Source organism: Rhodopirellula europaea 6C (genome assembly GCF_000338295.1).
GTDB lineage: Bacteria > Planctomycetota > Planctomycetia > Pirellulales > Pirellulaceae > Rhodopirellula > Rhodopirellula europaea.
Window position 1 is genome coordinate 20,834 of sequence record NZ_ANMO01000067.1, and the last position, 22,711, is coordinate 43,544.

Consider the following 22,711-nt stretch of genomic DNA (forward strand, 5'->3'; position numbering starts at 1 on the left):
ACAACACAAATGTCCGGCAGAGTCAGCTGACTAAACCTTGGTTGCGGTCGCTTCTACGGCGACATTGTTCTTGATCCTCCAGAGCACTCCGGCTTGGCGGATGGAGGGGATCAACTGTTTCTGCAACTCTGCCGTTGGCAAGGTGCCTTCCAGAACGATGGTCGACTCGTACACCGAGACATCGACGTCGCTTGCATAAGGGCTCAATGCCTCGTGTTCTACCAACACACTTTCGATGCGTTGCAACGTCCGACTGACCTGACACTCAGCTTGGGTTGCTTCCAACAATTGGCTCATGACTTCGTTTCCCTCGGATGGGATGGCTTGGAGAACGCGGTGAATCGACCCGTTCAAAATCGACTTTACAACTCTGCGGTTCAATTCGCGTCCGCGACGGACAAGCGATCCTCGAATCGATTGATTGCGGCGAATGACAGTTAACAACGCAATCTTCGTGCCAGTTGTGTCGTTTATCCGGCGACTATCGCTGCGTCGGTTGATTGTTGAGCGAAGAGATATCGCCCGGCAACACCTTGAAAGTCGGCATTGACAGGATCTCCATCGTCTTCAGTCGAATCGTCGCATGGCCGACTTCCAGATTCAGCCCCGGCTGGCCAAGTGCCGTTGTCTGCAGCAATCGAGCAGGACGCGTCGGAGCACCAAACACAGTGAACAAGTCCTTTGCTGCGGCATACCCGCAACGGTCCGCCGTAACAGTGACGGCCGATTTGTCGGTGCGAGTCCGGAACAACACGCCACCAGAGGCTTCAATTTCCCAGGCTGTGGTGGTCACGCCCATGGTGCGTTGGCGGAAAGGCACACTGGGGTCGATCGCCATCCTCAGCATGTCACAATCGATGGTGGATTCGCCTTCCGACAACAAATCCATTCGGCTGGCGTCCATCTGAGTTTCGAAGTCGGGCAGGGTTTGCTGAGCAACACGAACGCCGCGCCGGAACGTCAGGGTCTTGGCCAGCAAATCACCCTGCATCGATTCCTGGAAGATCAGGTGAACTCCCATGATGGTCGGCTCCTGAGCATCGCCGGCGGCTCCAGATGTGTTCTGGTCCTCGATCATCTCTGGATTCCAAACGGAAGATCGCGAATCCGATGCGGCCGACCGCTGGTCACTTGGATTTGAACCAGCCGACAAGTTCGTGGTCAACAAATTGCCGCCTTTGGCGTTCCGCAACCAAGCTCGGTAAGAACCCGGCCCCGGTGCAATGATCATCCCCGACGCGCCGTTGCTGCTCGAAACAGGAGCCGCACCAGCCACGTTTTGAACCGCTGGGTTTGGCTCGACGCCCGGCACCCACGCCAAACGAGACGTTTGCAAGTGGTGTCGAGATTCGTGGACTCCATCGCGAGCGAATTGGTCCACGGTCAATTCCACCGGTTGCGGTCCCGTTTGCACGAGTGCGATCTCGGCAATGCCGGTTTTCTTAAAGCTATCAGGTGTTCGCAAATGGACTGCATCAGTCAGCGTCCACTTCAGTTGATCGCCTCGCATTTGAATCTCATTGGTCGATTCGTTTTGCGTGATGACCGTGTCCAATACAACTCCGCCCGCCAGCGTCGCGACTTTGCCATCGAAAGTCATTGAACCACCAAAGCGACAACGCGGCGGTCTGGACCAACGCGCGGTGGACTGCGATGGATTGCGTGAGGCGACCGAAAGCGACGGGAGCATATGCGACGGCAACACGAATTGTCCCGCATCATTGACCCAGACAAAGTTGTCTTCCGGACGAACTTGAATTTGAGGACCGATGAAGTAGCCGTCGCCCATCTGAAGACGTGCGGGAACGCCGGCCGTACCGGTCACTTCCATCACGTCGCCCGCACCACCATCACGAAAACGCAGCTTCTCGCCGGTCAAAGTTGCCAACATGACCGCGGGCACTTGATTCGAGCGTCCCGACGCAGCGGCTTTCGCGACACGAGTTTTCATCGGATGTGTGACTTCCACGCCACCGGTGACACTGAGGTCAGTCGCGGTCAATTCCCCGTCGCCCATCGTCAAAGTTGCAGCCACCATATCGCCACGAATCGTTGCGGGCTGCGATGCGATCGGGTTTGGATTGTCGCCGACCGCGGACTCACTCGCATTGGGTTGACGCACCCAGTTTCGGATCGGGTCATCACCGCCATCGCCCGCTTTCGTTGCAGCCGCTTCTTTCACGTGTTGAAAGAAAAGATGCATTCGGTTCGTGCGTGCTTGCAACGTCGACGAATTGATTTGAACGTTGCCAATCGCGGCCAGACTTTCGGGCAACCATTTCTGGTTCAACGAACCATCGGAATCGTTCGAACGGCCAATGCGTTTTGGTTTGTTGTTGGGCTCCGGTCGCAAAATGCCTTCGACTCGATCGGCCAAAAAGGAGCCGCCATCGGCCAGCATTGCGTGCAACTGCCCTTCGCACCAAACGGAAAAATCAACCTGCAATTGATCGGGCGTCGCGATGCCTTGTGGTTCGATCTGCAAACCGTTCTGCCAAGCGAATGACCGCATCGCGGAATCCGCAGCGTGGTGAAAGACACGCCCGCTACCTTCGACGGTGATCGTTCCCAATTGTTTCGGTTCGGCAGGATTGAACCGGTAGCGGATCTGCGACAGGAACGCCTCCAGATCACCACGTTGCAATCGCACATAGTCTCGGTTGGGATCATTCGCCGACGCTTTGTTTGGCTGCATCGCTCCCGCGACGTCAGCGGCAGAGACCGGGTCCGCGATCAGCCAACCTTCGACCGGATCAAACAAGATTCGTCCGGCCGTCATTCCGAAGGCCTGAGACCGGATGTCCATTTGGACGGGCGATCCGGTTGCTTCGACGCGATCGATCCAGTCCATCGCGTCATCGCGACGCAGTTTGGAATTCAACGGATCGCGAAGGGTCATGACCAACGAATCACAACGAAAGCGATCGATCCAATCTTCCCGCGGCGGCGAGATTTGATTGGTGGTAGCGGCTGCAGAGGCTGGCAAACGCATCAGCTCCACGTCTTGATTCATACTCAACTGATCCAGCGCAAAATCGTACTGAATCATGTTGCCGCAGCGGACTTCGACGACGCCTTTGGGATCATCCTGCGATGGATCGTTCGGGTCGTCCAGCGGCAGCGATAGCTTTTGCAAATAGACCAATTCCATCCGGTCCAAGGTGTCGGTCACGTCGCTGGACTTTCCCGCGGAAGATGCCGAAGCGGCCAAGTGCAACGTCAGCACTCGCCCGATCATGGTGGCTCGTCCAACTTGCATGTGAATCGGATCATTCGTCCAAATCGTTCGACGATCGATGCCGACGTTGGATGTGCGTATGTGCAGAACAGAATCCGTCGTGTCCTTTGGATCAGGCGGCTCGGCGGAGATCCCACGCACTTGATAGGCCGATGCGTCGAGTCCGACCGCGTTGGAGGTGGGTTGGCTCGATCGCTGGATCACCACGTCGCCCCGCAGTTGACCACGTTCGATCGATGGAGCTTCACCACTCATCACATCCAACGGCGCATCGAACTTGATCGACGCGCCCTCTGATGCGGAGATCAAAATGGGTTCTTTGGAACCGTCTTCGTTCAAGCCACGCCCGATGACGATCGTGATCGGTTTCAATGTCCATGTTTGACCGTCGACCTGCGTGCATTCTTTGCACAACAGCATCCCGTCGTCGGTCTTCAAACGAATCGTTGGTCCGCGTTGCCAATCCGTGTCCGCGAACAAGTCGTCCAGATTGGCATCGCCGGTACTGACCTTTGGTGGAGCAACGGGCGCAGCGACAATGTCGGGCGGCGTCAACCACTTTGCCACGGTGACTTGGTAGAGACCGGCCGAGGCAACCAACACACACAGGCCGACCAAGTAGTCGCGCAGCTGCGTCAGCATGGAGCGTCTTTCGAAACGGGCGGCCACGTGTTTCCGGCACGCATCAGACGCTCGATCAATTCACGCACCGCACCCGTTCCACCTGGCAAACGTGTGATCCAGTGCGCGGCTTCGCGTGCATCAATCGACGCGTCATCCGGGGCCGCAGCCAATCCAACTCGGCACATCACCGTGATATCCGGCACGTCATCGCCGATGTAGCAAACCTCGTCTGGGGTGACCTTCATTGCCGACATCATCTCGGTCGCTGATTGCCACTTGTCGGCGGAGTTCTGCACAACGTGCTCGATGCCCAATTCCTTGGCTCGACGAGTCAACGCATCGCTGTGCCGGGCCGTGATGATCCCAAAGTGCATTCCCGCGTTCATCCATGCTTTGATGCCATACCCGTCGCGAACATGAAACGTCTTCGTCTCGGCGCCGGTGGAATCGTAGTACAGTTTCCCGTCACTCAAGACGCCATCGACGTCCGTCAAAATGCATTTGATTTTGCCGGCGATGTCACGATCCGAAATCATGGGATGGCGAGAGGACAAATCAGTCTCCAGAGGTGATGGGTATGCAACGAGGCCCATCTTCACCGGATGAGTCGTCTGGGTTGGATTGAATGGAACCGTGGTTGGATGACACTGTCTGGCGAACGTCGCCGGTTGCCACCAAGTCCGTGATGTCGATCATTCCGACGGGACGATGATCGGAATCGACGACGGGCAGTTCGCTGATCTTTCGTTGCGATAAAATGTCGACCGCTCGCGGCAAACGCTCGTCGTCGGCAATGCAAATCGGTTGCTTGGTCATGAACAATTCGATCGGTTCATCCAAGCTGGTTTCTTGACGGTGTTGCAGCAACCGAGCGAGATCACTGTCGGTGAAAATGCCGGCCAGTCGTTCGTTTTCATCGAGCAACAAGATCGCACCGCTTCGACGACCCGCGCCGCCGATCATCATCGCTTCGCGAATCGAAATCGTTTGGGGTGCGACGCGGCATTCTGCCAGCGGACGCATCGTTTGCCGCACGTCGGTCAGCTTTCTTCCGAGTGCTCCACCGGGATGGAATCGAGCGAAGTCATTCGGCGTGAACCCGCACAAACGCGATGCCAGAACGGCAATGGCATCTCCAACAGCCAACATCACCGACGTGGAACTGGTCGGAGCCAAACCGTCGGGACAGGCTTCGCGATGACGGCCGATCGGCACGACATGATCCGCCAAGTCGGCCAGCGGATTTTCTCGGTCGGCGGTCACGGCAATGATGCCGCACGCTTGGTGTTTCAAGTACTCGACCACGCGAACGACTTCTTCGCTGCGGCCGGAATTGGAGAAAGCGATGACCAAATCTTTGGATTGAACACGTCCGAGATCGCCGTGAACGGCCTCGATCGGATGCAGAAAATGGGCCGGCGATCCGGTGCTGGCCAACGTCGCGACCAACTTTTGAGCGATCAAACCGGCTTTGCCGACCCCGGTCAAAACGATCGAACCTTCGCAGCGACTGATCCAGGCGGCGGCTTCCGCCGCATCGGAGGATGCGATCGCGGCTGCCTTTTGAATGGCTTCGGCTTCTCGCAGCATCGTTTCGCGGACCAGACGGATTTGGTCCAGCGGCGATAGCGGGGTCAACGTCGGAACCGACGTGCCGTGATTCAGTTGAGGTTGTGGAGCCACAATCGCGTCCTTGCTCTTGTCGCGGGTCGTCGGTGCCACGAATGCGGTTTCGGTGGCATTATCAACGCGCGACGATACCGAAAATATCGCCGGCATCGCAAGGTGAACCCTCCGCCGCGTGAAACTCGACGGTTATTCGCTTTTTCAGGTGTCCAACCTCAGACGCCCGACCTTAGCACCCGACCTCACGCACCAGCCGACTGAGCGGCCATGTCGCGAACCAACGGACTGTAACCGGCCAGCGGCCCTAAATCGGCGGGCTCCGCGTTTCGTTCGGCCAAGAACGTCTTGTAGTACAACGCGATCATCAGCAAGTCCGCGTCGATATCGGGCCGAAATTCGAACCGATCGATCAGCGGCAGCGTCAGGTGCCGAGCGATTTCTCGACGTCGGGCTGGCGTCAGGTAGTGCCGACGCTCGGCATAAACGGCCAACGTTCTCGCCATGCTTCGCGAAATCGCGTAGTCGCCGGGGATGAACGTGGCCAGCGGAGCGACACGCGGGTCATCGATCTTGGCGACGGGCAACTGCCATGTCTTTTCATCGATGATGACCATCGTGCCACTGGCGATGTCGCCGAGTCGCTGCATTCGCCGCGTGCTGATCACGCAGATCAACCCCACCATCCCGGTCGGAATCAAAAACATCGGAGGAATGTTCTCGTCGATACTGCTCAGTGCCGCGACGGGAGCCAGATCCGCGATCCGAAGCAAATTTCGCAGCACGGCACGTTTGCCATTGATCGGACACCCATCGACATCGATCACTCGAATGCCGCAGGCCCATTTCCCAACGGTCCGACCGTTGAACCAGGCTTCCAAGGCAGCCCCGTAGAACCAACTGATCAAAAAGTAACTGATGAATCCAGCTGCCACCGCGAATGCACCGAGTTCTTGCAAACCGGACAAACCGATGAACAACAGCAAGAACAAGATGATTGCGCCAATCACCGCGACTCGCACCAGCACATCGATGATGTAAGCCGGCAACCGCCGAAATGGCCCTGCCAACTGATACTCAAACGCAATGTTCTCCGGCGTCACAACACCAATGGTGGTGTCGAGCGCTCGCTGGTTTTCAGCATCGAGTTGGTTTTCATCGCGTGGCATGGTGGTGCTACTATATCAAGCTTTCGCCACTTCATCCCACCTCTGTTGTTGATCGCGAGCACGTTTTGAAATCATCCGAATCTGGACGCCGAGATCCGCCGACGCATTGGTGGCGAATCCTGACTAACATCGGGCCTGGACTGATCATCGCCGGATCAATCGTGGGCAGCGGCGAATTGATCGCAACGACCAAAACCGGTGCCGAAGCCGGATTCACACTGCTTTGGCTGATCCTGCTGGGTTGCGTGGTCAAAGTGTTCACCCAAGTCGAAATGGGGCGTTACACACTGACCAGCGGCAAGACATCGCTGCAAGGTTTTAACGAACTGCCCGGCCCGAGACTCGGTCGCCACGGAAACTGGTTGGTCTGGGCTTGGGCGGTCATGTGGCTGGCCAGCATCGGACAACAAGGCGGGATTGTCGGCAGCGTCGGCCAAGCGGTGGCACTCACGATGCCAGCCACCGCACAAGGAGTCTCCGAGAATCGTGTCGCCGACGCGGAACAACTGCTGACGTTTGAACGATACGCGGCCCGATCCGAATCCGTCTCTTCCGACGATGGCACCTCACCGGATGAACCCAACGTCCCAACTTCCGAGCGTCTCAAAGAACTCGATCAACGAGAAGCCGAGGTGGTCGCGTTGCGGATCGCTCACGAACTGGAACATGGCAAGAGCGAGCCACCGGACATCAAACTGTGGGCGACCATCATTACCATTGCAACGAGCATCCTGTTGTTCGTCGGCCGGTATGGGTTGATCCAAACGTTCAGCACCGTGCTGGTCGGGTCGTTCACGTTGCTCACGCTGATCAACTTGTTCTTGTTGCAGGGCGAGGTCGATTACCGAGTCACAACGGAAGAATTTTTCTCTGGATTGAAAGGTGCCCTGCCCTCCTCGGCCAACGGCAGCACAGCGCTCGCGACCGCACTGGCAACGTTTGGCATCATCGGCGTGGGAGCCGGTGAGTTGGTGGCTTACCCGTATTGGTGCCTCGAAAAAGGCTATGCCAAGTTCACCGGCAAAGACGATGGCACGCCGCAGTGGCGTGAGCGGGCAGCCGGATGGATGCGGGTGATGCAGGTCGACGCCTGGGGATCGATGCTGGTCTACACCTTTGCCACCGTCGCGTTCTACTTGCTCGGTGCCGCGGTGCTGCATCGTGTCGGACTGAACCCGGAGAAATCCGATTTGGTGCGGACGCTGGCCGTGATGTATGTGCCGGTGTTTTCGAACTGGGCCGCGGGGCTGTTTCTGTTTGGCGCGATCGCGGTGTTGTACAGCACCTTCTTTGTTGCTTGTGCCGGGCATGCACGCGTGTTCTCCGATGCGCTGCGGGTGATCGGATGGATCGATGACAGCCAAGCGACGCGAGACAAATGGGTGCGTGGTCTTGGTGCTTTTTTCCCGATCATGAGCTTGTTCTTTTACCTTGCGTTTCCTTCGCCGGCGAAATTGGTTTTGATCAGCGGCGTTACACAAGGTGTCGTGTTGCCGATGATCGCCGGAGCCGCGATTTGGTTTCGCTACAAACGCTCCGTCGATGGACTGCGTCCCGGCAAGCTTTGGGACGCCATGCTGTGGTTATCCGGCATCGCGATGTTGATCACCGGTGTGTGGACCATCATCGCCACCGTGACATGAGTGCAACGTCAATCTGAACGTAGCCGGATTCGCCAAGAATTCGGAGCGAGATGGATGCCATTGCCAAGTTTGAACTCACGGCGGAGACCGCCGTGCTACAGGTTGCGAACCCGTAGGCCATGTCTCACATGGCATCCCAGCCGATGCTTTGGAACAAAGCGAGGCGTCAATCAAACCAACCCTCGCGAGTTCGATCAGGTAACGGCCCGCCAGCATCGCCAGGTAGGACCTGGCCTACGGTGAGTTAACCCAACAACTCGGCGGCTTGGTCGCACAAAGAAGCGGCCTCGTCGGCCGTGGGTGCTTCGGCGATCATCCGGACGATCGGTTCGGTGTTGCTGCCACGAACCAACAACCAACGATCCGACCATTGCAACCGCATCCCGTCACCACGTGTCGCTTCCGCGTCGGTGAACTTGGCTTCCAATTTGTCAAAGACTTCCGGCAATCGTTCGGCTGAAACACCCGCTTTGCTTTTTTGGATGCTGAGCTGCGGCAATTCATCGGCCAACTCGCTAAGAGGTTTCCCGGTTCGTGCCAAGAGTGCCAACGTTTGGGCCATCCCAACAAAGCTGTCGCGAACATAGCCCACCGTCGGATCGATTGGTCCGCCGTTGCCTTCACCACCATAGGACGCCTTCTTGTCAATCATCAAATCGCACACGTTGGCTTCGCCCACCGCACTGCGAAATGTTTCAACGCCGTGCTGCTTCGCGATCAAAGTGCTCATCGAACTGGTCGCTCCGTTGATCACGATCGGGCCCGATGTTCGACCGGTTTCCATCGCCTGCCTGACGCACAAAGCCAACGTGCATTCTTCGCCAATGTAGCGTCCCGTTTCGTCGATTAACGCCAACCGATCGGCATCAGGGTCTTGGCAGAAACCAACGACGCACTCGCGACCGGTCACGTCCGCAGAAATGCCCTGCAGGTTCTCGGCAGTGGGCTCGGGCGTGTGAGCGAATTTCCCCGTCGGTTCGTGCCCCATCGCCTCGACGGTGCATCCCAACGCTTTCAGCAACCGCACGCCGAGCAATCCACCTGCGCCGTGGTTGCTGTCGATCAGCACTCGAAATTGTTTGGCTTTGATCGCATCGACGTCGACTGTTGCCAAGACTTTTTCGAGATGGGCCGCGTGAGGGTCGTCGACGGAGCTGACCTCACCAATTTTGTCGTACGTCGCCCATTGGTTCGTTCCGGCAAAGTATGCGTCGCGAATTTTGGCTCCCGATTCGGCGTCGAGGACGCGGCCATCGCCGCCGAACAATTTGATGCCGTTGTATTCCGGTGGATTGTGGCTGGCCGAGATCGCAATGGCACCGACGGCACCCAACTCGCGAACCAGCACACCAATGGTGGGAGTGGCGGCAACGTCTGCGTCGATCACATCGCGTCCCGAAGCGGACAATGCAGAAACGATGGCACTGCGAAGCATCGGTCCCGTGGTGCGTCCGTCGCGTCCGATCACAATTTTGCCTTCAGGCATTGCTGCTGAAAACGCGGCTGCGAAACGCACGGCGACTTCGGGTGTCAGGGTTTCACCCAAGATGCCGCGAAGACCGCTGACGCTGATAATCAATTCACTCATGGGACACGCAAGTAGACTGGATCGAGGAGGGAGAGGACGAGAATGAAAGTCGATGATGACCAATCGTGATCGCAATGGACCGCTGCGTGGCGAGACATGGTTCACGAGGCTCAGGGGCAGCATCGTACCAGGGACATCGGAATTCGCGTATATTCCCCGCCGAACATTCATTTCTGGCAGCCTTCGCCATTCGCTCGCCACTTCCCGCGTTTGTTTTTCACCATGCTCACTGTTCTTCAAGGAAGCCGGCTGATCGATCCGTCGGCCCCTGGAGCCAAACCGGGCGGCGAGATCGCGGATCTTTGGTGGCGAGACGGTCATCTCATCGAGGCTCCTGAAAAAGGAACCCTCGCAGATCAAACCATCGATGGCAGTGGATGTGTCACGATGGCGGGTGGCATCGATTTGCACACGCACATCGGCGGAGGCAAAGTCACCTTGGCTCGCATGCTGCTGGGCGACCAAATGCCACCCTGGCGTGAAGCCACACGCATCAACGGCGAAGACGCGGCCTCGTGCGAGTTCCTTCCGGCGGCATCGGTGACTGCGTCGCGATACTTGGACATGGGTTACACAACGTGCTTTGAGCCTGCGGTGATTCCATGCAACGCACGATCTGCGCACGCGGAGATGGCCGACGTTCGCGGGCTCGACACCGGCGGGTACTGTTTGCTCGGCAACGACGACGTGTTGCTTCGACTGATCGCGGACGATGAACCACAAGAAGTCATCAACGCTTATGTCGCTTGGATTGTTCAAGCGACTCGCTGCATCGCCGTAAAAGTCGTGAACCCAGGCGGCATCAACGCGTTCAAATTCAACGAACGCGAAATGGATGTCGACACCCAACATCCGAAATACGGAATCACTCCCGGTCAAATCATTCGTGTGCTGTGCAGAGCGGTTTCGGAAATCGGTTTGGGACATCCGCTGCATGTTCATTGCAGCAACTTGGGTGTACCCGGCAACATCGATTCAACGCTGGCAACGATCCGAGCCGCCGATGGCTATCCCATTCATTTGACCCACGCTCAATTCCACAGCTATGGAACGGAAGGTCCCTACAAATTTTCATCGTCCGCGGCGAAGTTGGCGGACGCACTGAAAGCCAACCCCAATGTGACGCTGGACGTCGGACAAATTCAGTTTGGCCAAACAGTCACGATCAGTGCGGACGCGATGCATCAATACGACAATCGCAATCTGGCGAAACCACGCAAGTCAGTATTGCTGGACATCGAATGTGAAGCCGGCTGCGGAGTCGTTCCCTTCCGATACGCTCGCCGCGAATTTGTGCACAGTTTGCAATGGGCGATCGGATTGGAGTTGTTCTTGATGGTCGACGACCCCTCACGAGTTTTCCTGACGACCGACCATCCCAACGGCGGACCGTTCACGGCGTATCCGCACCTGATCGCCTTGCTGACCAACAAATCGCTTCGCGAAACGGCACTTTCCGAAATTCATTCCGACGCCGCAGCGGCCAGCTCACTGGCTGGCATCGATCGCGAATATTCGCTTGACGATATCGCCGTGATGACTCGGTCCGCACCCGCATCGATTTTGGGTCTGTCTGATCGAGGCCGATTGCAACCGGGATGCGTGGCCGACGTGGTCGTGTACGAAGAAAGCACCGACGTCGAAACCATGTTCCGCACTCCGCGAGATGTATTCAAACAAGGCGTTCAAATTCGTTCGCGAGGTCAAAACGTAGAGACTGCAACGTCCGCGCGACGGGACAACACGTTGGCTGCTTCAGTTGAAGTCGACCCCGCATACATCCCCAAGTTCCGTGAGATGCATGCTCGCACAGGAACGTTCGCGATGGACCGATTGCAGATATCCAAAAGTGAGATGGACGATGTGATCGGCACGCGTTTGATCGAAACACCGCGGTCGGAGAATCAAGGTGGCTGATTTTACCGCGGCGTCCAAACCATTGTCGATTGCCGGTGTCTCGATCAAAGACACCTTTGCCGAAGCCTTTGACATGAAGGCCACACGATTAATCGTGACCGCGGATGATCGTCGTTGGTGCGAAGAATCCGCCAGAGCAATGTGCGGGTTCGGAACCAGCGTCATTGCTTGCGGACTTGAGATCGCGGTCGAACAAACACTGTCACCCGAGCAGACACCCGATGGTCGCCCAGGCGTCGCGATATTGGCCTTTGGAATGTCGGGCAAAGACCTAGAAAAGCAAATTCCACGGCGAGCCGGCCAGTGCGTTTTGACTTGTCCCACAACCGCTTTGTACGGTGGCATCCCCGGCGGCCGCGAGGTGCATCCCAAGCGAGTACCGATCGGAAAGTCACTGCGATACTTTGGTGACGGGAACCAAATCAGCAAGCAGATTCATCACTTGGACGCGGATGGAAGGTCCCGGCCTGTGCGTTACTGGCGAATTCCCGTGATGGACGGTGAATTCGTTTGTCAGCACGACGTCGGTCGAGTCGACGCAATCGGAGGCGGCAACTTTATCTTGGTCGGGCGAACGATGCAGTCCGTCACCATCGCCTGCCGCGCCGCGATTGATGCAATGCGAGAACTCCCTGGCATCATCACTCCGTTTCCCGGCGGAACGACTCGCAGCGGATCCAAAGTCGGATCGAAATACGCCGCATTGTTTGCATCGACCAATGACGCGTTCTGCCCCACACTTCGAGAAGTCACGTCATCAGAATTGCCTTCCGACGCCAACGCGGCAATCGAAGTGGTGATCGATGGATTGTCGTTTGACGAGATCGCCGAATCGATGCGAGTCGGCATTACCGCCGCATGCGAAGCAGCTGCTTCCGAAGGGCTATTGAGCATCTCGGCGGGGAACTATGGCGGCAAACTTGGCCGGCATCATTTCAAGCTGCATGAATTGCTCCACGGCACATCATCGCCCTCCGATTCAGGGGCCGAACGATGAGTCAAATCACGCTGCGTCTTCGATCCGAGCTCCCATCATCGCTGGATGCATCGCGAATCCGGCTGGATGAATGGGTCCAACTTTCAACGCTCGAAATTGAACGATTCCAGTTGCAATCTCGATCTGGCCCGATTGCGATCGGCGATCTTTTTGAGGTCTCCGTGCGATCCGATGTCTCGATGCCACGGCTGGTTTTCGATGGTTGCATGCAACCTGTTTCGGGAATCGGATTCCAGCACAAGCTGGGCGAGATCCTTTGCGAGTCCAACGTTGGCGATCACGCGGGCAGTTGCATGTCTGGCGGACGCATCGTGGTGCGTGGCGACGCGGGCGATCACCTGGGTTCGCCAATCGGTTCCCGCACTGTTGGCATGAGTGGTGGCCAAATAATCGTCGAAGGATCCGCCGGTGATGACGCAGGTCATCGCATGCGTCGTGGAGAAATCTGGATTGGCAGCAACGTTGGAAAGCGTCTCGCGACTTGGATGGTCGCTGGTACGTTCGGCGTGGCCGGGAACTGCGGACCAACCATTGCCTACGGAATGCGGCGAGGAACGTTGATCTTTGGCCGGCCTCCGACACTCGACAAACGTCGGTTCTCAACGCCCATCCCTCTGCGTTCAGCCTTCTTGGGTCTGATGAGTCGGAACAGCGCCGCAAAATGGCTGACGCCCGACTTCTTGCATTCGCTGAATGTGTGCCGTGGCGACCAACTGATTGATGGTCGCGGCGAAATCTGGATGCCAACATCCGGTACCGAGTCTACGAAAACAGGGGCGTCCAACTAAATAAACACCCCCGCAATCGAACGATCGGTTTGAACCAGTTCGAATCAGACTTCGGCTAGTTCGTCGGCTTCTTCATCGCTCCAGCTTTCTTCGCCTTCGGGAGCGTCGTTCAATCCCAACTCTTCAAATTGCTCGTCGGACAGCTTCACATAGTTGAGCGACCGCAAGACTTCCAAGACTTCGCTGCAGGTTGGGAACATTCGGCCGGAGTCACGTTTGTAATCGTCCATCGCTTTCATGAACTCGACTTCTTGATCGCTGTAGTCACGTTCGCACGTTGTTGGATCAATGTGGCGACGACGTTGTTTCTTTCGACGAGGCTGGTCCATCATGCCTGCATCGCTCGCATCGGCGTTGCCATCGCGACGTTCGCTACGACGGCGATCAATAGTCACCACTTCGTCACCAACGTTCTTGCTCTTGGAGCGGTTGGCGGCGGAAGTTTTTGGCGATGATTTGGCAGTCGTTGGCATGGGTTTCCTCGTGCATTAAGAAACAGTGCGAAGTCGGGAAGTGGACTTTCAGTCCGATCCCTCAAAGATCCAGAAGCGTGTGACCGAGAGTTCTTGGCCGTACAATGAGTAGCACGCGGGTTAGGTTCGGGCTGAGCATTCCGGCGAGTTTACCGACCAGGCAAACTGAAACGCCGCGAATGCGTGCCGGATATGCGGGTTATGCGGCCTACGATTCACCGCGGCATCTTTTCTTACGGATTTGACTTCAGAATGCGGCAAGGCAGTCTCTCGACTCGGCACCTGACGGAACTCCCCAGCCGACAGCCGTTGACCATGTTTGCCGCCACCGGGCTGGCCGGTCTGACTCTCAACCATGCTTGCCCTCAATCTCCGCGAGTCTGGTTCGGGGCGATGATCGCGATGGCGATTGCCTGGGCCTTAGCTTGGTTGGTTGTCACGCCAGGCCGTTCCGACACCGCCGGTAGCCGCACGCGATCCCAAATCAGATTGCAATCTCGATTCAGAACAGTGTGCTGGTTCGGTTTTTTTCTGTTCGCTTTCGCGGGAAGACACGCGTTGGATGAATGGCAATACGCTTCGGCGACCATCCGCGAAATACTGACCTACGAGGAAGAGCCGACGGTCATGGTCGCGGTGGTCGATGAGCCCGTTCGTTTGCAAAGAGATGCTCTGGAGAACACTGTCGCAAGGACGTCCGGGCTCGATGGTGCTCGCGGAAACAAAACGGTTGCATCCGATGTGCAGTATCAAACTCGACTGATCGTTCGAGTACTGACGATGCGGCGTGGCACTCGGCAAGTTCCCTTCACCGGCCGAGTGATGGTGATGGTCGATGCGGAACGCGAGGACTTACGACCGGGTGATCCAGTCGAACTGTATGGTCGCATCGCTGCGATTCCCCCACCGAGCAACCCAGGTGAAACCGATCAGCATATCGCAGCACGTCGGCAAAACATTCACGCACGCATGCGGGTGGGTTCGGCCGATCAAGTTCAACTGCTGAGAGGCGACGAAGTCACCAAAGGTGCATTGCCGTGGGACAATGCTCTTCAGCGATGGTTGGCCGATCGCGCCGCTTCGGCTCGTGACACGATTTTGAACCAGATCGAACCGTCGCAACGCGGACTCGCGCTGGCTTTGACGCTCGGCCAACGAGATTTCCTGGATCGTCCAACGAACGAACGGTTGCTGGTCACCGGCACCGCGCACCTGCTGTCGGTCAGCGGACTGCATTTGGGGATCATTGTTTTGTTGACTGGTGCGGTGGCTGGTTTGTTGCGTCTACCCATCGCCGGATCAGTGACATTGATTGTGATCGTGATGCTGTTTTATGTCGCCATCACCGGTGCTCGACCGCCGGTCACACGAGCCGCGATCCTGATGTCGACGGTCATTCTCGCCCGCCTCCTGGCTCGTCCACATCACCCGCTCAACTCGTTGTCTTTAGCCGCCATCATCCTGATGGTTTGGATGCCGGCGGAGATCTTTGGCATCGGTGTGCAGTTGTCTTTCTTGGCCGTCGCCACCTTGTTGATGTGCGGACGTCCTTTCTCCGGTGCACTGACGCCCGCGGCGGAAACGATTCGTGTCGAAGAACGCTTTGATGAGTTGGCCCAACAATCCCATGCTGCGTGGCGACGGTTGTTGTCGTTTTGCCTTTCATGGACCGGACGCGTGCTGTGGTACAGCGGCGCTGTCACCATCATGGCTCTGCCTTTGGTTTGGTCGCAATTCCATGTAGTCTCACCGATAAGCGTCATCGTCAATGTCATGCTTTCACCATTGATGGCTCTCGCGTTGTCCGCCGGCGTGATGACGATCTTGCTCGGCTGGTGGTTGCCATCTCTGGCGTGGATTCCCGGCGGAGTCTGCGGCAGGTTGCTTTCGATCATGCAGTGGATGATCGATTCAGCGGCGGGCTTGCCTGGAGGTCACTTTTGGTTGCCGTCGCCACCGACGTTTTGGATCGTGATCTTCTACCTCGGTTTAATTTCGTGGGCTGCGATTCGGCCAATGGTGACCTCCCAGGGCATTCGTCGTCGTATGATCGAAGCCGGTTTGTTGGTCAGTTGGATCGGGATCGCCTACGGGTTGGCCACCAACTCAGCGGATCTTCCTGATCAAACGTTGGAAGCTACCTTCGTCGACGTGGGACACGGAACTGCGACAATCCTGCGTCCCAACGAGCGTGAAGTGTGGCTCTATGATTGCGGCTGGATGGGCAACGCCAACGCAACCAGTCGGAATATCGAGGATGCGTTGTGGGCATTGGGAGCCACGCACATCGACGGGATTTTTCTTTCGCATGCCGACACCGATCACTTCAATGCGTTGCCGGGGTTGGCCAAACGATTTTCGATCGGAGTGATCGTTGTTCCGCCCGGTTTCTTTGATGGCGACGGTTTCGCGTTGGCTCAGGCTTCGGAAACGATCCGCCGACACCGGATTCCGGTTTTGGAAGTTCATCGAGGCGAGCGAGTTCGACACACCGGCCCCAGTTGGCTGGATCGGGTCACGGTGCTGCACCCGCCCAAAGAACGAATCGAAGCCAACGACAATGCGAATTCGCTGGTGCTAAGGATCGATTCGGGAAATCGCGTGCTCTTATTGCCGGGTGATCTGGAACCACCGGGAACCGCGGTGCTGACCAACACACCTCGGCCGCCACCCGGCGGGGTGATGATGGCACCGCATCACGGCAGTTTGCAAATGGACGCCGAGGCGGTTCTGCGTTGGGCACGACCATTGGAAACGATCGTCAGCGGTGGCCGGAGGGCTGCCAAACCCGAGGTCACCGAAATGCTGTCCGCGGCGGGAGGCGGCGTGCACGTGACATCGCGTGATGGAGCCATCCGAGTGCGAATGGATGCCGAAGGAACACTTCAAATCCACGCATTCTCCGAACAACCGTGGTGAGCGATCCCTTCCAGGCTGACAATTTTCCAGGTCGGTGTACGATAAAGCCATGATGGAACTCTTGCGTCAAATTTCGGTCACCTGTTTCTCGGCCAGCTACCTCGTGGTACTGGTGTTAGAAGCGTTGCGTTTTCTCGGGCGCGTCCCCGGCCGCGGCCTGGCAGTGATCGTGATGATGGGTCTGGGTATTTTCACCCACGTCACCTACCTGACGCTGCGAGCCGCGTCGATTGCTAACGAAGCCAACGTCGGGCGTCTGGCAACATGGACCGATTGGTCGCTGATGGTCGCATTGGGATTGGCAATCGCCTTTTTCGCGTTCTATCTGAGACGGCCGGACACGGTCATCGGCCTGTTCTTTCTGCCGGCAATCCTCGCGATGATCGCACTTTCGCGAGCGGTTAGCCACATGCCCGCTTTTGAACGCAGCGAAGCCGTCGAGGTTTGGCGAGGCGTCCACGGTGCATCCATGATGCTGGGTTCGGCTGCCGTTCTGATCGGCTTTTTGGCCGGAGCGATGTATCTGGTCCAGTCGCGGCGTTTGAAACGCAAGCAAGCTGGTTCATCGCTCCGTTTGCCAACCCTGGAAACCCTTCAAAACCTTAACCGAAGTTGCTTGATCATCAGCACCGCGGCCGTCGGGGTGGGACTCGTCTCCGGTGTCGTCATGAACTGGAACCGTCTGGGCGTGATTCCGTGGACCGATGGTGGAATCGTCCTCTCCGGCGTTCTGTTCCTGTGGTTGGTGTCAGCCACATTGGTCGAGTACTTCTACGCTCCCGCCAGCCGCGGCCGCAAAGTCGCTTATTTGACTCTGGCCAGCTTTGGATTCTTGGCGCTCGCCATGACCGGTGTGCTGTCCAGTTCCCACGGTGCCGATCAATCCGACGTCCCCGCGGAAACGCCAATCCAAAACATCGACTCAGAGATCGAGTTGCCCGAAAACAAAGTGGCACCGGAAATGACAACGCCACGAGGCCAGTCATGACCCTGAAGATGATCGGGTGCAGCCATCACGATGCTGCCGTTGAAATACGCGAGCAGTTGTCGTTCACCGAGAACGAAATCAATCGCATCTTCGAACTATTTGGCCAACGCTTTGCCGATGCCGAACTGGTTCTCCTGAGCACCTGCAACCGGGTCGAGTTGTATGGAGCGGGCAACAATCCGGCTTCCCTGCAATCCGACGACTTGATTGATTTGGTCGCCGATTGCCTGAACCAATCGCGTGACTTCGTCGCCAACCACATGATCATCCGGGAAGGCCGCGAAGCCGTCGAACACTTGTTCTTGGTCGCCGCCAGTTTGGACAGCATGGTCGTCGGCGAAGCCCAAATCCTGTCGCAGGTCAAACAGTCCTACGACTTGGCCAACGATGCCGATCGCACCGGCCCAATCACGCACGGAGTGTTCCAAGCCGCCAACCGAACTGCCAAGCGAGTGCAAACGGAGACCAGCATTCACCGTCGCCGGTTGAGCGTTCCCAGTGTTGCGATCGGCGAAGTTGTTCCCGAAGTCTTCAATCGGCTGCAGGGCAAACGTGTGGTGCTGTGCGGTGCCGGCGAGATGGCCGAAGAAACGCTTCGATATCTAAAGAACGGCGGTGCGAACAATTTATGCGTCGTCAACCGAAGTCTCGATCGAGCACAGAAGCTGGCCGAAGAATTTGGCGCCGACGCTGAATCGATGGACAGTCTGCACGACCAGATTGTGCAAGCGGATCTGCTGATCGGCACCACCTCAGCCGAAGAACCGATCGTCGACGCATCCACCTTTGCGGCTCTGAATGCCAAACGAGGTGGCCGCATCATGTTGGTTCTCGACTTGGCCGTTCCGCGAGACTTCGATCCGATCATCGGCGACGAAGCCGGTGTGTACCTGTACCAGATCGATGACCTGCAGGCTGCCTGCAATCGAAACCGCCGCGAACGCGAAAAGCAGTGGCCGAAAGCGAAGAAGATCATCGATGAGGAAGTCGATGGCTTCTTCCAATCACTGCAACAACGAGCGACCGGACCGGTCATTCGCCGGCTTCGTGAACGGGCTGACAAAGTCAAAGCGGAAGAACTGCAGCGTCTGTTTGGAAAGCTCAATGGTTCCACCGACACGGCCATGCAGAAGGAGATCGAAAAATCTTTCGATCGACTGACCAACAAACTGCTGCATCCGCCGATGGCCTCGCTGCGAGATGACGCGGCGGACGGGCACTCGCGAGGACTGCTGGAGGCGTTGCGGCATCTGTTCAACCTGGGCGAAGACTCTTAGTCAAACGCCCCAGAAATCGCTCCGATCGACGGGCAACCGTAGGATTCCTTGGCCCCCGCAGTGGCGCAACGGGTGGCTTGTCCGTATCAGCGGTGGGACGTTTGTCACAACAGGATTTTGCCGTCCGAGCCCCATCCATAGATTCCTCCGGTTAAACTGCCCCTCCCGGCATTCTCTTGCCCGAAACACACCTTCCCGGCCCCACCTCATGAGCTCAACCGTGAACCGCGTACTTTGCTTCCTGACTCTTGCCGCCACCTTCGCGGCTTCCCCCGCCAACGCCCAAGACAGCGACAAGGCTGTTCTGGCCAAAACAATGAAAGGTGCCAAAACCGTCACCTTGTTCGATGGCAAAACCCTCGACGGATGGCGTGGGCGTGAGGACCTTTGGTCGGTCGACGACGGTGCGATTCACGGTCAAACGACCGATGAGGAACCGATCAAGCAAAACACGTTCTTGATCCTCGATCGCCCGGTCAAAGGCAGCTTCGAGCTGACTCTGCAGTTCAAGATGATTGGTGGCAACTCGGGCATCCAGTACCGCAGCAAAGTCCTCGACGAAGAGAAATTCATCGTCGGTGGCTACCAAGCCGACATCGATGCGACCAATCGTTTCGCAGGGATCCTGTACGAAGAAAAAGGCCGCGGAATTTTGGCCACCCGCGGACAACAAACCACGATTTGGGCGACCGGCGAAAAGACGACCGAACAATTCGCGACCGCCGAAGAACTCGCCAACAGCATCCATCTGGGCGAATGGAACGACTACCGCATTTTGGTGCGTGATAACCACCTGGAACAATTCATCAACGAAACGCTGATGATCCGTTTGGTCGACCAACAACCCGGCAAAAAAGCCGACTCGGGAGTCATCGCGTTGCAATTGCACCAAGGCCCAGCCATGAAAGTTTGGTTCAAGAACATTCAAATTCGCGAATGGAAGTGAGCCAGGGACGTTTGCCCTATTTCCAACACGCTACCATGTAACCGGAGCGTGAATATGACCAAATCCTTATGGCCATCGGGCGACAACACGGAAGTGCTGATTCAAGCAGCACGCCAGGGCGACCCCGAAGCCGTCAATCAACTGCTAGACCGACACCGCGGCCCGATCCGTCGATTGGTGGAGGTCCGTTTGGACCGAAAAGTCCAGCGACGCGTGGACGTCAGTGACGTCGTCCAAGAAGTTTTGGTCGAAGCCAGCGGACGTCTCCAAAAGTACCTCGACGACCCTGTGATGGCGTTCCATTTATGGCTCCGGCAAATCGCCTGGGACCACATCATTGACACCTACCGCCGCCACCGTGTCAGTGCCAAACGCAACATGGACCGCGAACAACCGATCGCCGGCGGCGGCCGTGTGGATGAGTCATCCGTCGATCTCGCGATTCAATTGTGCGACCCCGCGATGACTCCTGCCGCGGTCGCGACCCAGCGTGAGATCGCGACGCAAGTCGAAGCGGCCATTCAGAAGCTAGACGAAGGCGACCGCGAAGTCATCCTGATGCGTCACTACGAGCACCTTTCGAACCTCGAAATCGCTGAAGTTCTCAACCTGAATCCACCCGCCGCCAGCATGCGCTACCTGCGTGCGGTTCGTCGGTTGAAAGCGGTGCTAGAAGAAGACAAGGAAAACTTCGGCGTCGACAACGACTCGCAGGGTTGAGGCTTCGATGGCCTCTTCGCCAGACCCGTTGCACACCGCCTCATCCGACGAAGCTCGGTCGCATGATCAGTACCTTGCCGATGTGCTAGCGGAGATCACAGACAAAGTCTGCCAGGGCGAAGCCGTCGACTTCCACGCTATTTGCGAACAACACCCAACACTTGCAGATGATTTGCAGCAGTTGTGGGGCGCCGTATTGGTCACCGACACCGCTGGCACCGCCTACGATGAAGCCCCGATGGTTCCGGATGTCCCCGACGTTTCAGAAGACTCGTCGGCTCGTTGGCGTAGCCTTCGATTGCCGACAACCATCGGCGACTTTGATTTGCTGGAAGAAGTTGGCCGAGGCGGCATGGGCGTGGTCTTTCGTGCCCGCCAACGATCGCTCGACCGAGAAGTCGCGATCAAGATGATCCTTCGGGGCCGTTTGGCCAGCGACGCGGATCTGCAACGCTTCATGGCCGAAGCCGCGGCAACTGCATCTCTGGATCACCCCAGCATTGTGCCAGTGTACGAAGTCGGTGACATCGAAGGCCGGCCATTCTTCAGCATGCAATTCATCGAAGGACAAACCCTGTCCCAAAGAGTTGCGTGCGGTCCCATGGCACCTCGCGAGGCGGCACGAATGGTCGCCCAAATCGCTCGCGCCGTGGCGGTGGCTCATCAAGCTGGCATCCTGCACCGCGACATCAAACCGGGCAACATCCTGATCGCCAAAGACGGGCGACCGATGATCACGGATTTTGGATTGGCCAAACAGGTCGGTGCCAAGATGGACCTGACCCGAACCGGCATGTTGGTCGGCACCCCCGCGTACATGTCACCCGAACAAGCCGGCGGTCGTCGCGGCGACATCGGTCCCGCCAGCGATGTTTATTCGCTCGGCTGCGTTCTGTATTTCGCTTTGACCGGACGAGCCCCCTTCGTCGCCGAATCACCGATGGAACTGGTGATGTTGGTCACGGAACAAGATCCGACGCCGCCGCGAGCGCTACGTCCAAGTTTGGATCGTGATCTTGAGATGATCACGATTCGTTGTTTGCAAAAACCAGCCGACCTGAGATACCCGACCGCGGAAGCACTCGCTAGCGACATCGAAGCCTACCTCGCCGATGAACGCGTCTCCGCTCGCAGCGGCCGTTTCAACCAAGTCCTTGCAAGAGTCTTTCGCGAAACGCATCATGCGGCCGTGCTTGAAAAGTGGGGGCTGCTTTGGATGTGGCATTCGTTGGTGCTGTTGGTGGCCAGTCTGATGACTTGGCAAATGGCGCTCGCTGGGATCAATGAGCGTTGGATTTACGTCTTCGTGTGGGTGATCGGACTGAGTGCCTGGGCCGCCGTGTTTTGGAAACTGCGTCAACGCATGGGACCGGTCACGTTCATTGAACGACAAGTTGCTCATGTGTGGGGCGCTAGCCTGATTGCGACCGCTCTGCTGTTTCCGTTGGAATGGTGGATCGGACTGGAACCATTGCGATTGGCACCGATGCTGGGCGTGATCACCGCCATGGTCTTCCTGATCAAAGCCGGGATGCTGAGCGGAGCGTTTTACATCCAAACAGTGCTCTTGCTCGCAACCTCGGTGGCGATGGCGGTGTTCCCATCCGCCGCTCACTTGATCTTTGGCATCGTCGCAGCGGGATGCTTCTTCATGCCCGGCTACAAGTACGAACGCCAACGAGCACTGCTCGAACAACGCTGAACAAACAAACTACTTTGCAATTTCCCTTCGCATTTTATTCGTAGTCCAGGTTCCACCTGGAATCCCAACCGATGCTTTGGAACAAAGCGAGGCGTCAAC

At 57.3% G+C, this 22,711-nt stretch carries 18 protein-coding genes; 11 read left to right on the top strand and 7 right to left on the bottom strand.

Annotated features, from left to right (window positions below; translation table 11 throughout):
* Positions 1-30: 30 nt before the first annotated feature.
* From RE6C_RS32740 to RE6C_RS05505, 5 genes are all read right to left on the bottom strand, one after another.
* Positions 31-297, bottom strand: a complete 267-nt coding sequence (locus RE6C_RS32740; RefSeq protein ID WP_236617965.1) for a hypothetical protein — start codon at positions 295-297, stop codon at positions 31-33.
* A gap of 184 nt (positions 298-481) precedes the next feature.
* On the bottom strand, positions 482-3,880 hold the full coding sequence (locus RE6C_RS05490) for a hypothetical protein (RefSeq protein WP_008654609.1): 3,399 nt from the start codon (positions 3,878-3,880) through the stop codon (positions 482-484).
* Positions 3,874-4,398: a KdsC family phosphatase gene (locus tag RE6C_RS05495; protein WP_008654610.1), complete on the bottom strand. Its 525-nt coding sequence runs from the start codon at positions 4,396-4,398 to the stop codon at positions 3,874-3,876. The genes RE6C_RS05490 and RE6C_RS05495 overlap by 7 nt, the downstream gene beginning before the upstream one ends.
* Positions 4,399-4,417: 19 nt before the next feature.
* On the bottom strand, positions 4,418-5,584 hold the full coding sequence (locus RE6C_RS05500) for a KpsF/GutQ family sugar-phosphate isomerase (protein WP_008654612.1): 1,167 nt from the start codon (positions 5,582-5,584) through the stop codon (positions 4,418-4,420).
* Between the two features lie 146 nt (positions 5,585-5,730).
* On the bottom strand, positions 5,731-6,654 hold the full coding sequence (locus RE6C_RS05505) for an RDD family protein (RefSeq protein WP_008654616.1): 924 nt from the start codon (positions 6,652-6,654) through the stop codon (positions 5,731-5,733).
* A 65-nt stretch (positions 6,655-6,719) separates the two neighbouring features.
* Here RE6C_RS05505 and RE6C_RS05510 point away from each other — a divergent pair, with 65 nt between their 5' ends.
* Together RE6C_RS05510 and RE6C_RS33450 are read left to right on the top strand one after the other, a co-directional pair.
* The gene (locus RE6C_RS05510) at positions 6,720-8,297 is read left to right on the top strand and encodes an Nramp family divalent metal transporter (RefSeq protein WP_236617967.1); all 1,578 of its coding nucleotides are present in this window, start codon (positions 6,720-6,722) and stop codon (positions 8,295-8,297) included.
* Between the two features lie 54 nt (positions 8,298-8,351).
* Entirely contained in the window at positions 8,352-8,540 is a 189-nt protein-coding gene (locus RE6C_RS33450) for a DUF1589 domain-containing protein (protein WP_144054668.1), read from the top strand.
* A 1-nt stretch (position 8,541) separates the two neighbouring features.
* Here the strand turns inward: RE6C_RS33450 and glmM are convergent, their stop codons facing one another.
* A complete protein-coding gene (glmM, locus tag RE6C_RS05515; protein ID WP_008654618.1) occupies positions 8,542-9,885 on the bottom strand; it encodes a phosphoglucosamine mutase in 1,344 nt (447 codons plus the stop codon).
* Between the two features lie 222 nt (positions 9,886-10,107).
* Between glmM and RE6C_RS05520 the strand changes: the two genes are divergently transcribed.
* The 3 genes from RE6C_RS05520 to RE6C_RS05530 are packed head-to-tail and all read left to right on the top strand — an operon-like array spanning position 10,108 to position 13,587.
* Positions 10,108-11,802, top strand: a complete 1,695-nt coding sequence (locus RE6C_RS05520; RefSeq protein WP_008654619.1) for a formylmethanofuran dehydrogenase subunit A — start codon at positions 10,108-10,110, stop codon at positions 11,800-11,802.
* Positions 11,795-12,799: a formylmethanofuran--tetrahydromethanopterin N-formyltransferase gene (gene fhcD / locus RE6C_RS05525; protein WP_008654621.1), complete on the top strand. Its 1,005-nt coding sequence runs from the start codon at positions 11,795-11,797 to the stop codon at positions 12,797-12,799. Before RE6C_RS05520 ends, fhcD begins: the two co-directional genes overlap by 8 nt.
* Positions 12,796-13,587, top strand: a complete 792-nt coding sequence (locus RE6C_RS05530) for a formylmethanofuran dehydrogenase subunit C (protein ID WP_008654622.1) — start codon at positions 12,796-12,798, stop codon at positions 13,585-13,587. Before fhcD ends, RE6C_RS05530 begins: the two co-directional genes overlap by 4 nt.
* Positions 13,588-13,631: 44 nt before the next feature.
* Here the strand turns inward: RE6C_RS05530 and RE6C_RS05535 are convergent, their stop codons facing one another.
* Positions 13,632-14,060: a hypothetical protein gene (locus RE6C_RS05535; RefSeq protein ID WP_008654623.1), complete on the bottom strand. Its 429-nt coding sequence runs from the start codon at positions 14,058-14,060 to the stop codon at positions 13,632-13,634.
* Between the two features lie 201 nt (positions 14,061-14,261).
* Between RE6C_RS05535 and RE6C_RS05545 the strand changes: the two genes are divergently transcribed.
* The 6 genes from RE6C_RS05545 to RE6C_RS05570 all read left to right on the top strand — a co-directional run bounded on the left by RE6C_RS05545 (position 14,262) and on the right by RE6C_RS05570 (position 22,612).
* Positions 14,262-16,979, top strand: a complete 2,718-nt coding sequence (locus RE6C_RS05545) for a ComEC/Rec2 family competence protein (protein ID WP_008654627.1) — start codon at positions 14,262-14,264, stop codon at positions 16,977-16,979.
* Between the two features lie 49 nt (positions 16,980-17,028).
* The gene (gene ccsA, locus RE6C_RS05550; RefSeq protein WP_008654629.1) at positions 17,029-17,967 is read left to right on the top strand and encodes a cytochrome c biogenesis protein CcsA; all 939 of its coding nucleotides are present in this window, start codon (positions 17,029-17,031) and stop codon (positions 17,965-17,967) included.
* Positions 17,964-19,244: a glutamyl-tRNA reductase gene (gene hemA, locus RE6C_RS05555; RefSeq protein ID WP_008654630.1), complete on the top strand. Its 1,281-nt coding sequence runs from the start codon at positions 17,964-17,966 to the stop codon at positions 19,242-19,244. Before ccsA ends, hemA begins: the two co-directional genes overlap by 4 nt.
* 220 nt (positions 19,245-19,464) lie before the next feature.
* Positions 19,465-20,190 (top strand): 3-keto-disaccharide hydrolase, encoded by a 726-nt coding sequence (locus RE6C_RS05560; RefSeq protein WP_039961289.1) that lies wholly within the window; start codon positions 19,465-19,467, stop codon positions 20,188-20,190.
* A gap of 54 nt (positions 20,191-20,244) precedes the next feature.
* Entirely contained in the window at positions 20,245-20,910 is a 666-nt protein-coding gene (locus RE6C_RS05565) for a sigma-70 family RNA polymerase sigma factor (RefSeq protein ID WP_008654632.1), read from the top strand.
* 7 nt (positions 20,911-20,917) lie between these two features.
* Complete coding sequence (locus RE6C_RS05570; RefSeq protein WP_008654634.1) at positions 20,918-22,612, top strand: serine/threonine-protein kinase; 1,695 nt, start codon at positions 20,918-20,920, stop codon at positions 22,610-22,612.
* Positions 22,613-22,711: the final 99 nt, after the last annotated feature.

Coding starts and splice junctions, on each gene's coding strand:
- RE6C_RS33450 (WP_144054668.1), top strand. CDS start 8,352: ATGCCATTGCCAAGTTTGAACTCACGGCGGAGACCGCCGTGCTACAGG.
- glmM (WP_008654618.1), bottom strand. CDS start 9,885: ATGAGTGAATTGATTATCAGCGTCAGCGGTCTTCGCGGCATCTTGGGT.
- RE6C_RS05545 (WP_008654627.1), top strand. CDS start 14,262: ATGCGGCCTACGATTCACCGCGGCATCTTTTCTTACGGATTTGACTTC.
- hemA (WP_008654630.1), top strand. CDS start 17,964: ATGACCCTGAAGATGATCGGGTGCAGCCATCACGATGCTGCCGTTGAA.
- RE6C_RS05530 (WP_008654622.1), top strand. CDS start 12,796: ATGAGTCAAATCACGCTGCGTCTTCGATCCGAGCTCCCATCATCGCTG.
- RE6C_RS05565 (WP_008654632.1), top strand. CDS start 20,245: ATGACCAAATCCTTATGGCCATCGGGCGACAACACGGAAGTGCTGATT.
- RE6C_RS05490 (WP_008654609.1), bottom strand. CDS start 3,880: ATGCTGACGCAGCTGCGCGACTACTTGGTCGGCCTGTGTGTGTTGGTT.
- ccsA (WP_008654629.1), top strand. CDS start 17,029: ATGATGGAACTCTTGCGTCAAATTTCGGTCACCTGTTTCTCGGCCAGC.
- RE6C_RS05535 (WP_008654623.1), bottom strand. CDS start 14,060: ATGCCAACGACTGCCAAATCATCGCCAAAAACTTCCGCCGCCAACCGC.
- RE6C_RS05505 (WP_008654616.1), bottom strand. CDS start 6,654: ATGCCACGCGATGAAAACCAACTCGATGCTGAAAACCAGCGAGCGCTC.
- RE6C_RS05495 (WP_008654610.1), bottom strand. CDS start 4,398: ATGATTTCGGATCGTGACATCGCCGGCAAAATCAAATGCATTTTGACG.
- RE6C_RS05520 (WP_008654619.1), top strand. CDS start 10,108: ATGCTCACTGTTCTTCAAGGAAGCCGGCTGATCGATCCGTCGGCCCCT.
- RE6C_RS05570 (WP_008654634.1), top strand. CDS start 20,918: ATGGCCTCTTCGCCAGACCCGTTGCACACCGCCTCATCCGACGAAGCT.
- RE6C_RS32740 (WP_236617965.1), bottom strand. CDS start 297: ATGAGCCAATTGTTGGAAGCAACCCAAGCTGAGTGTCAGGTCAGTCGG.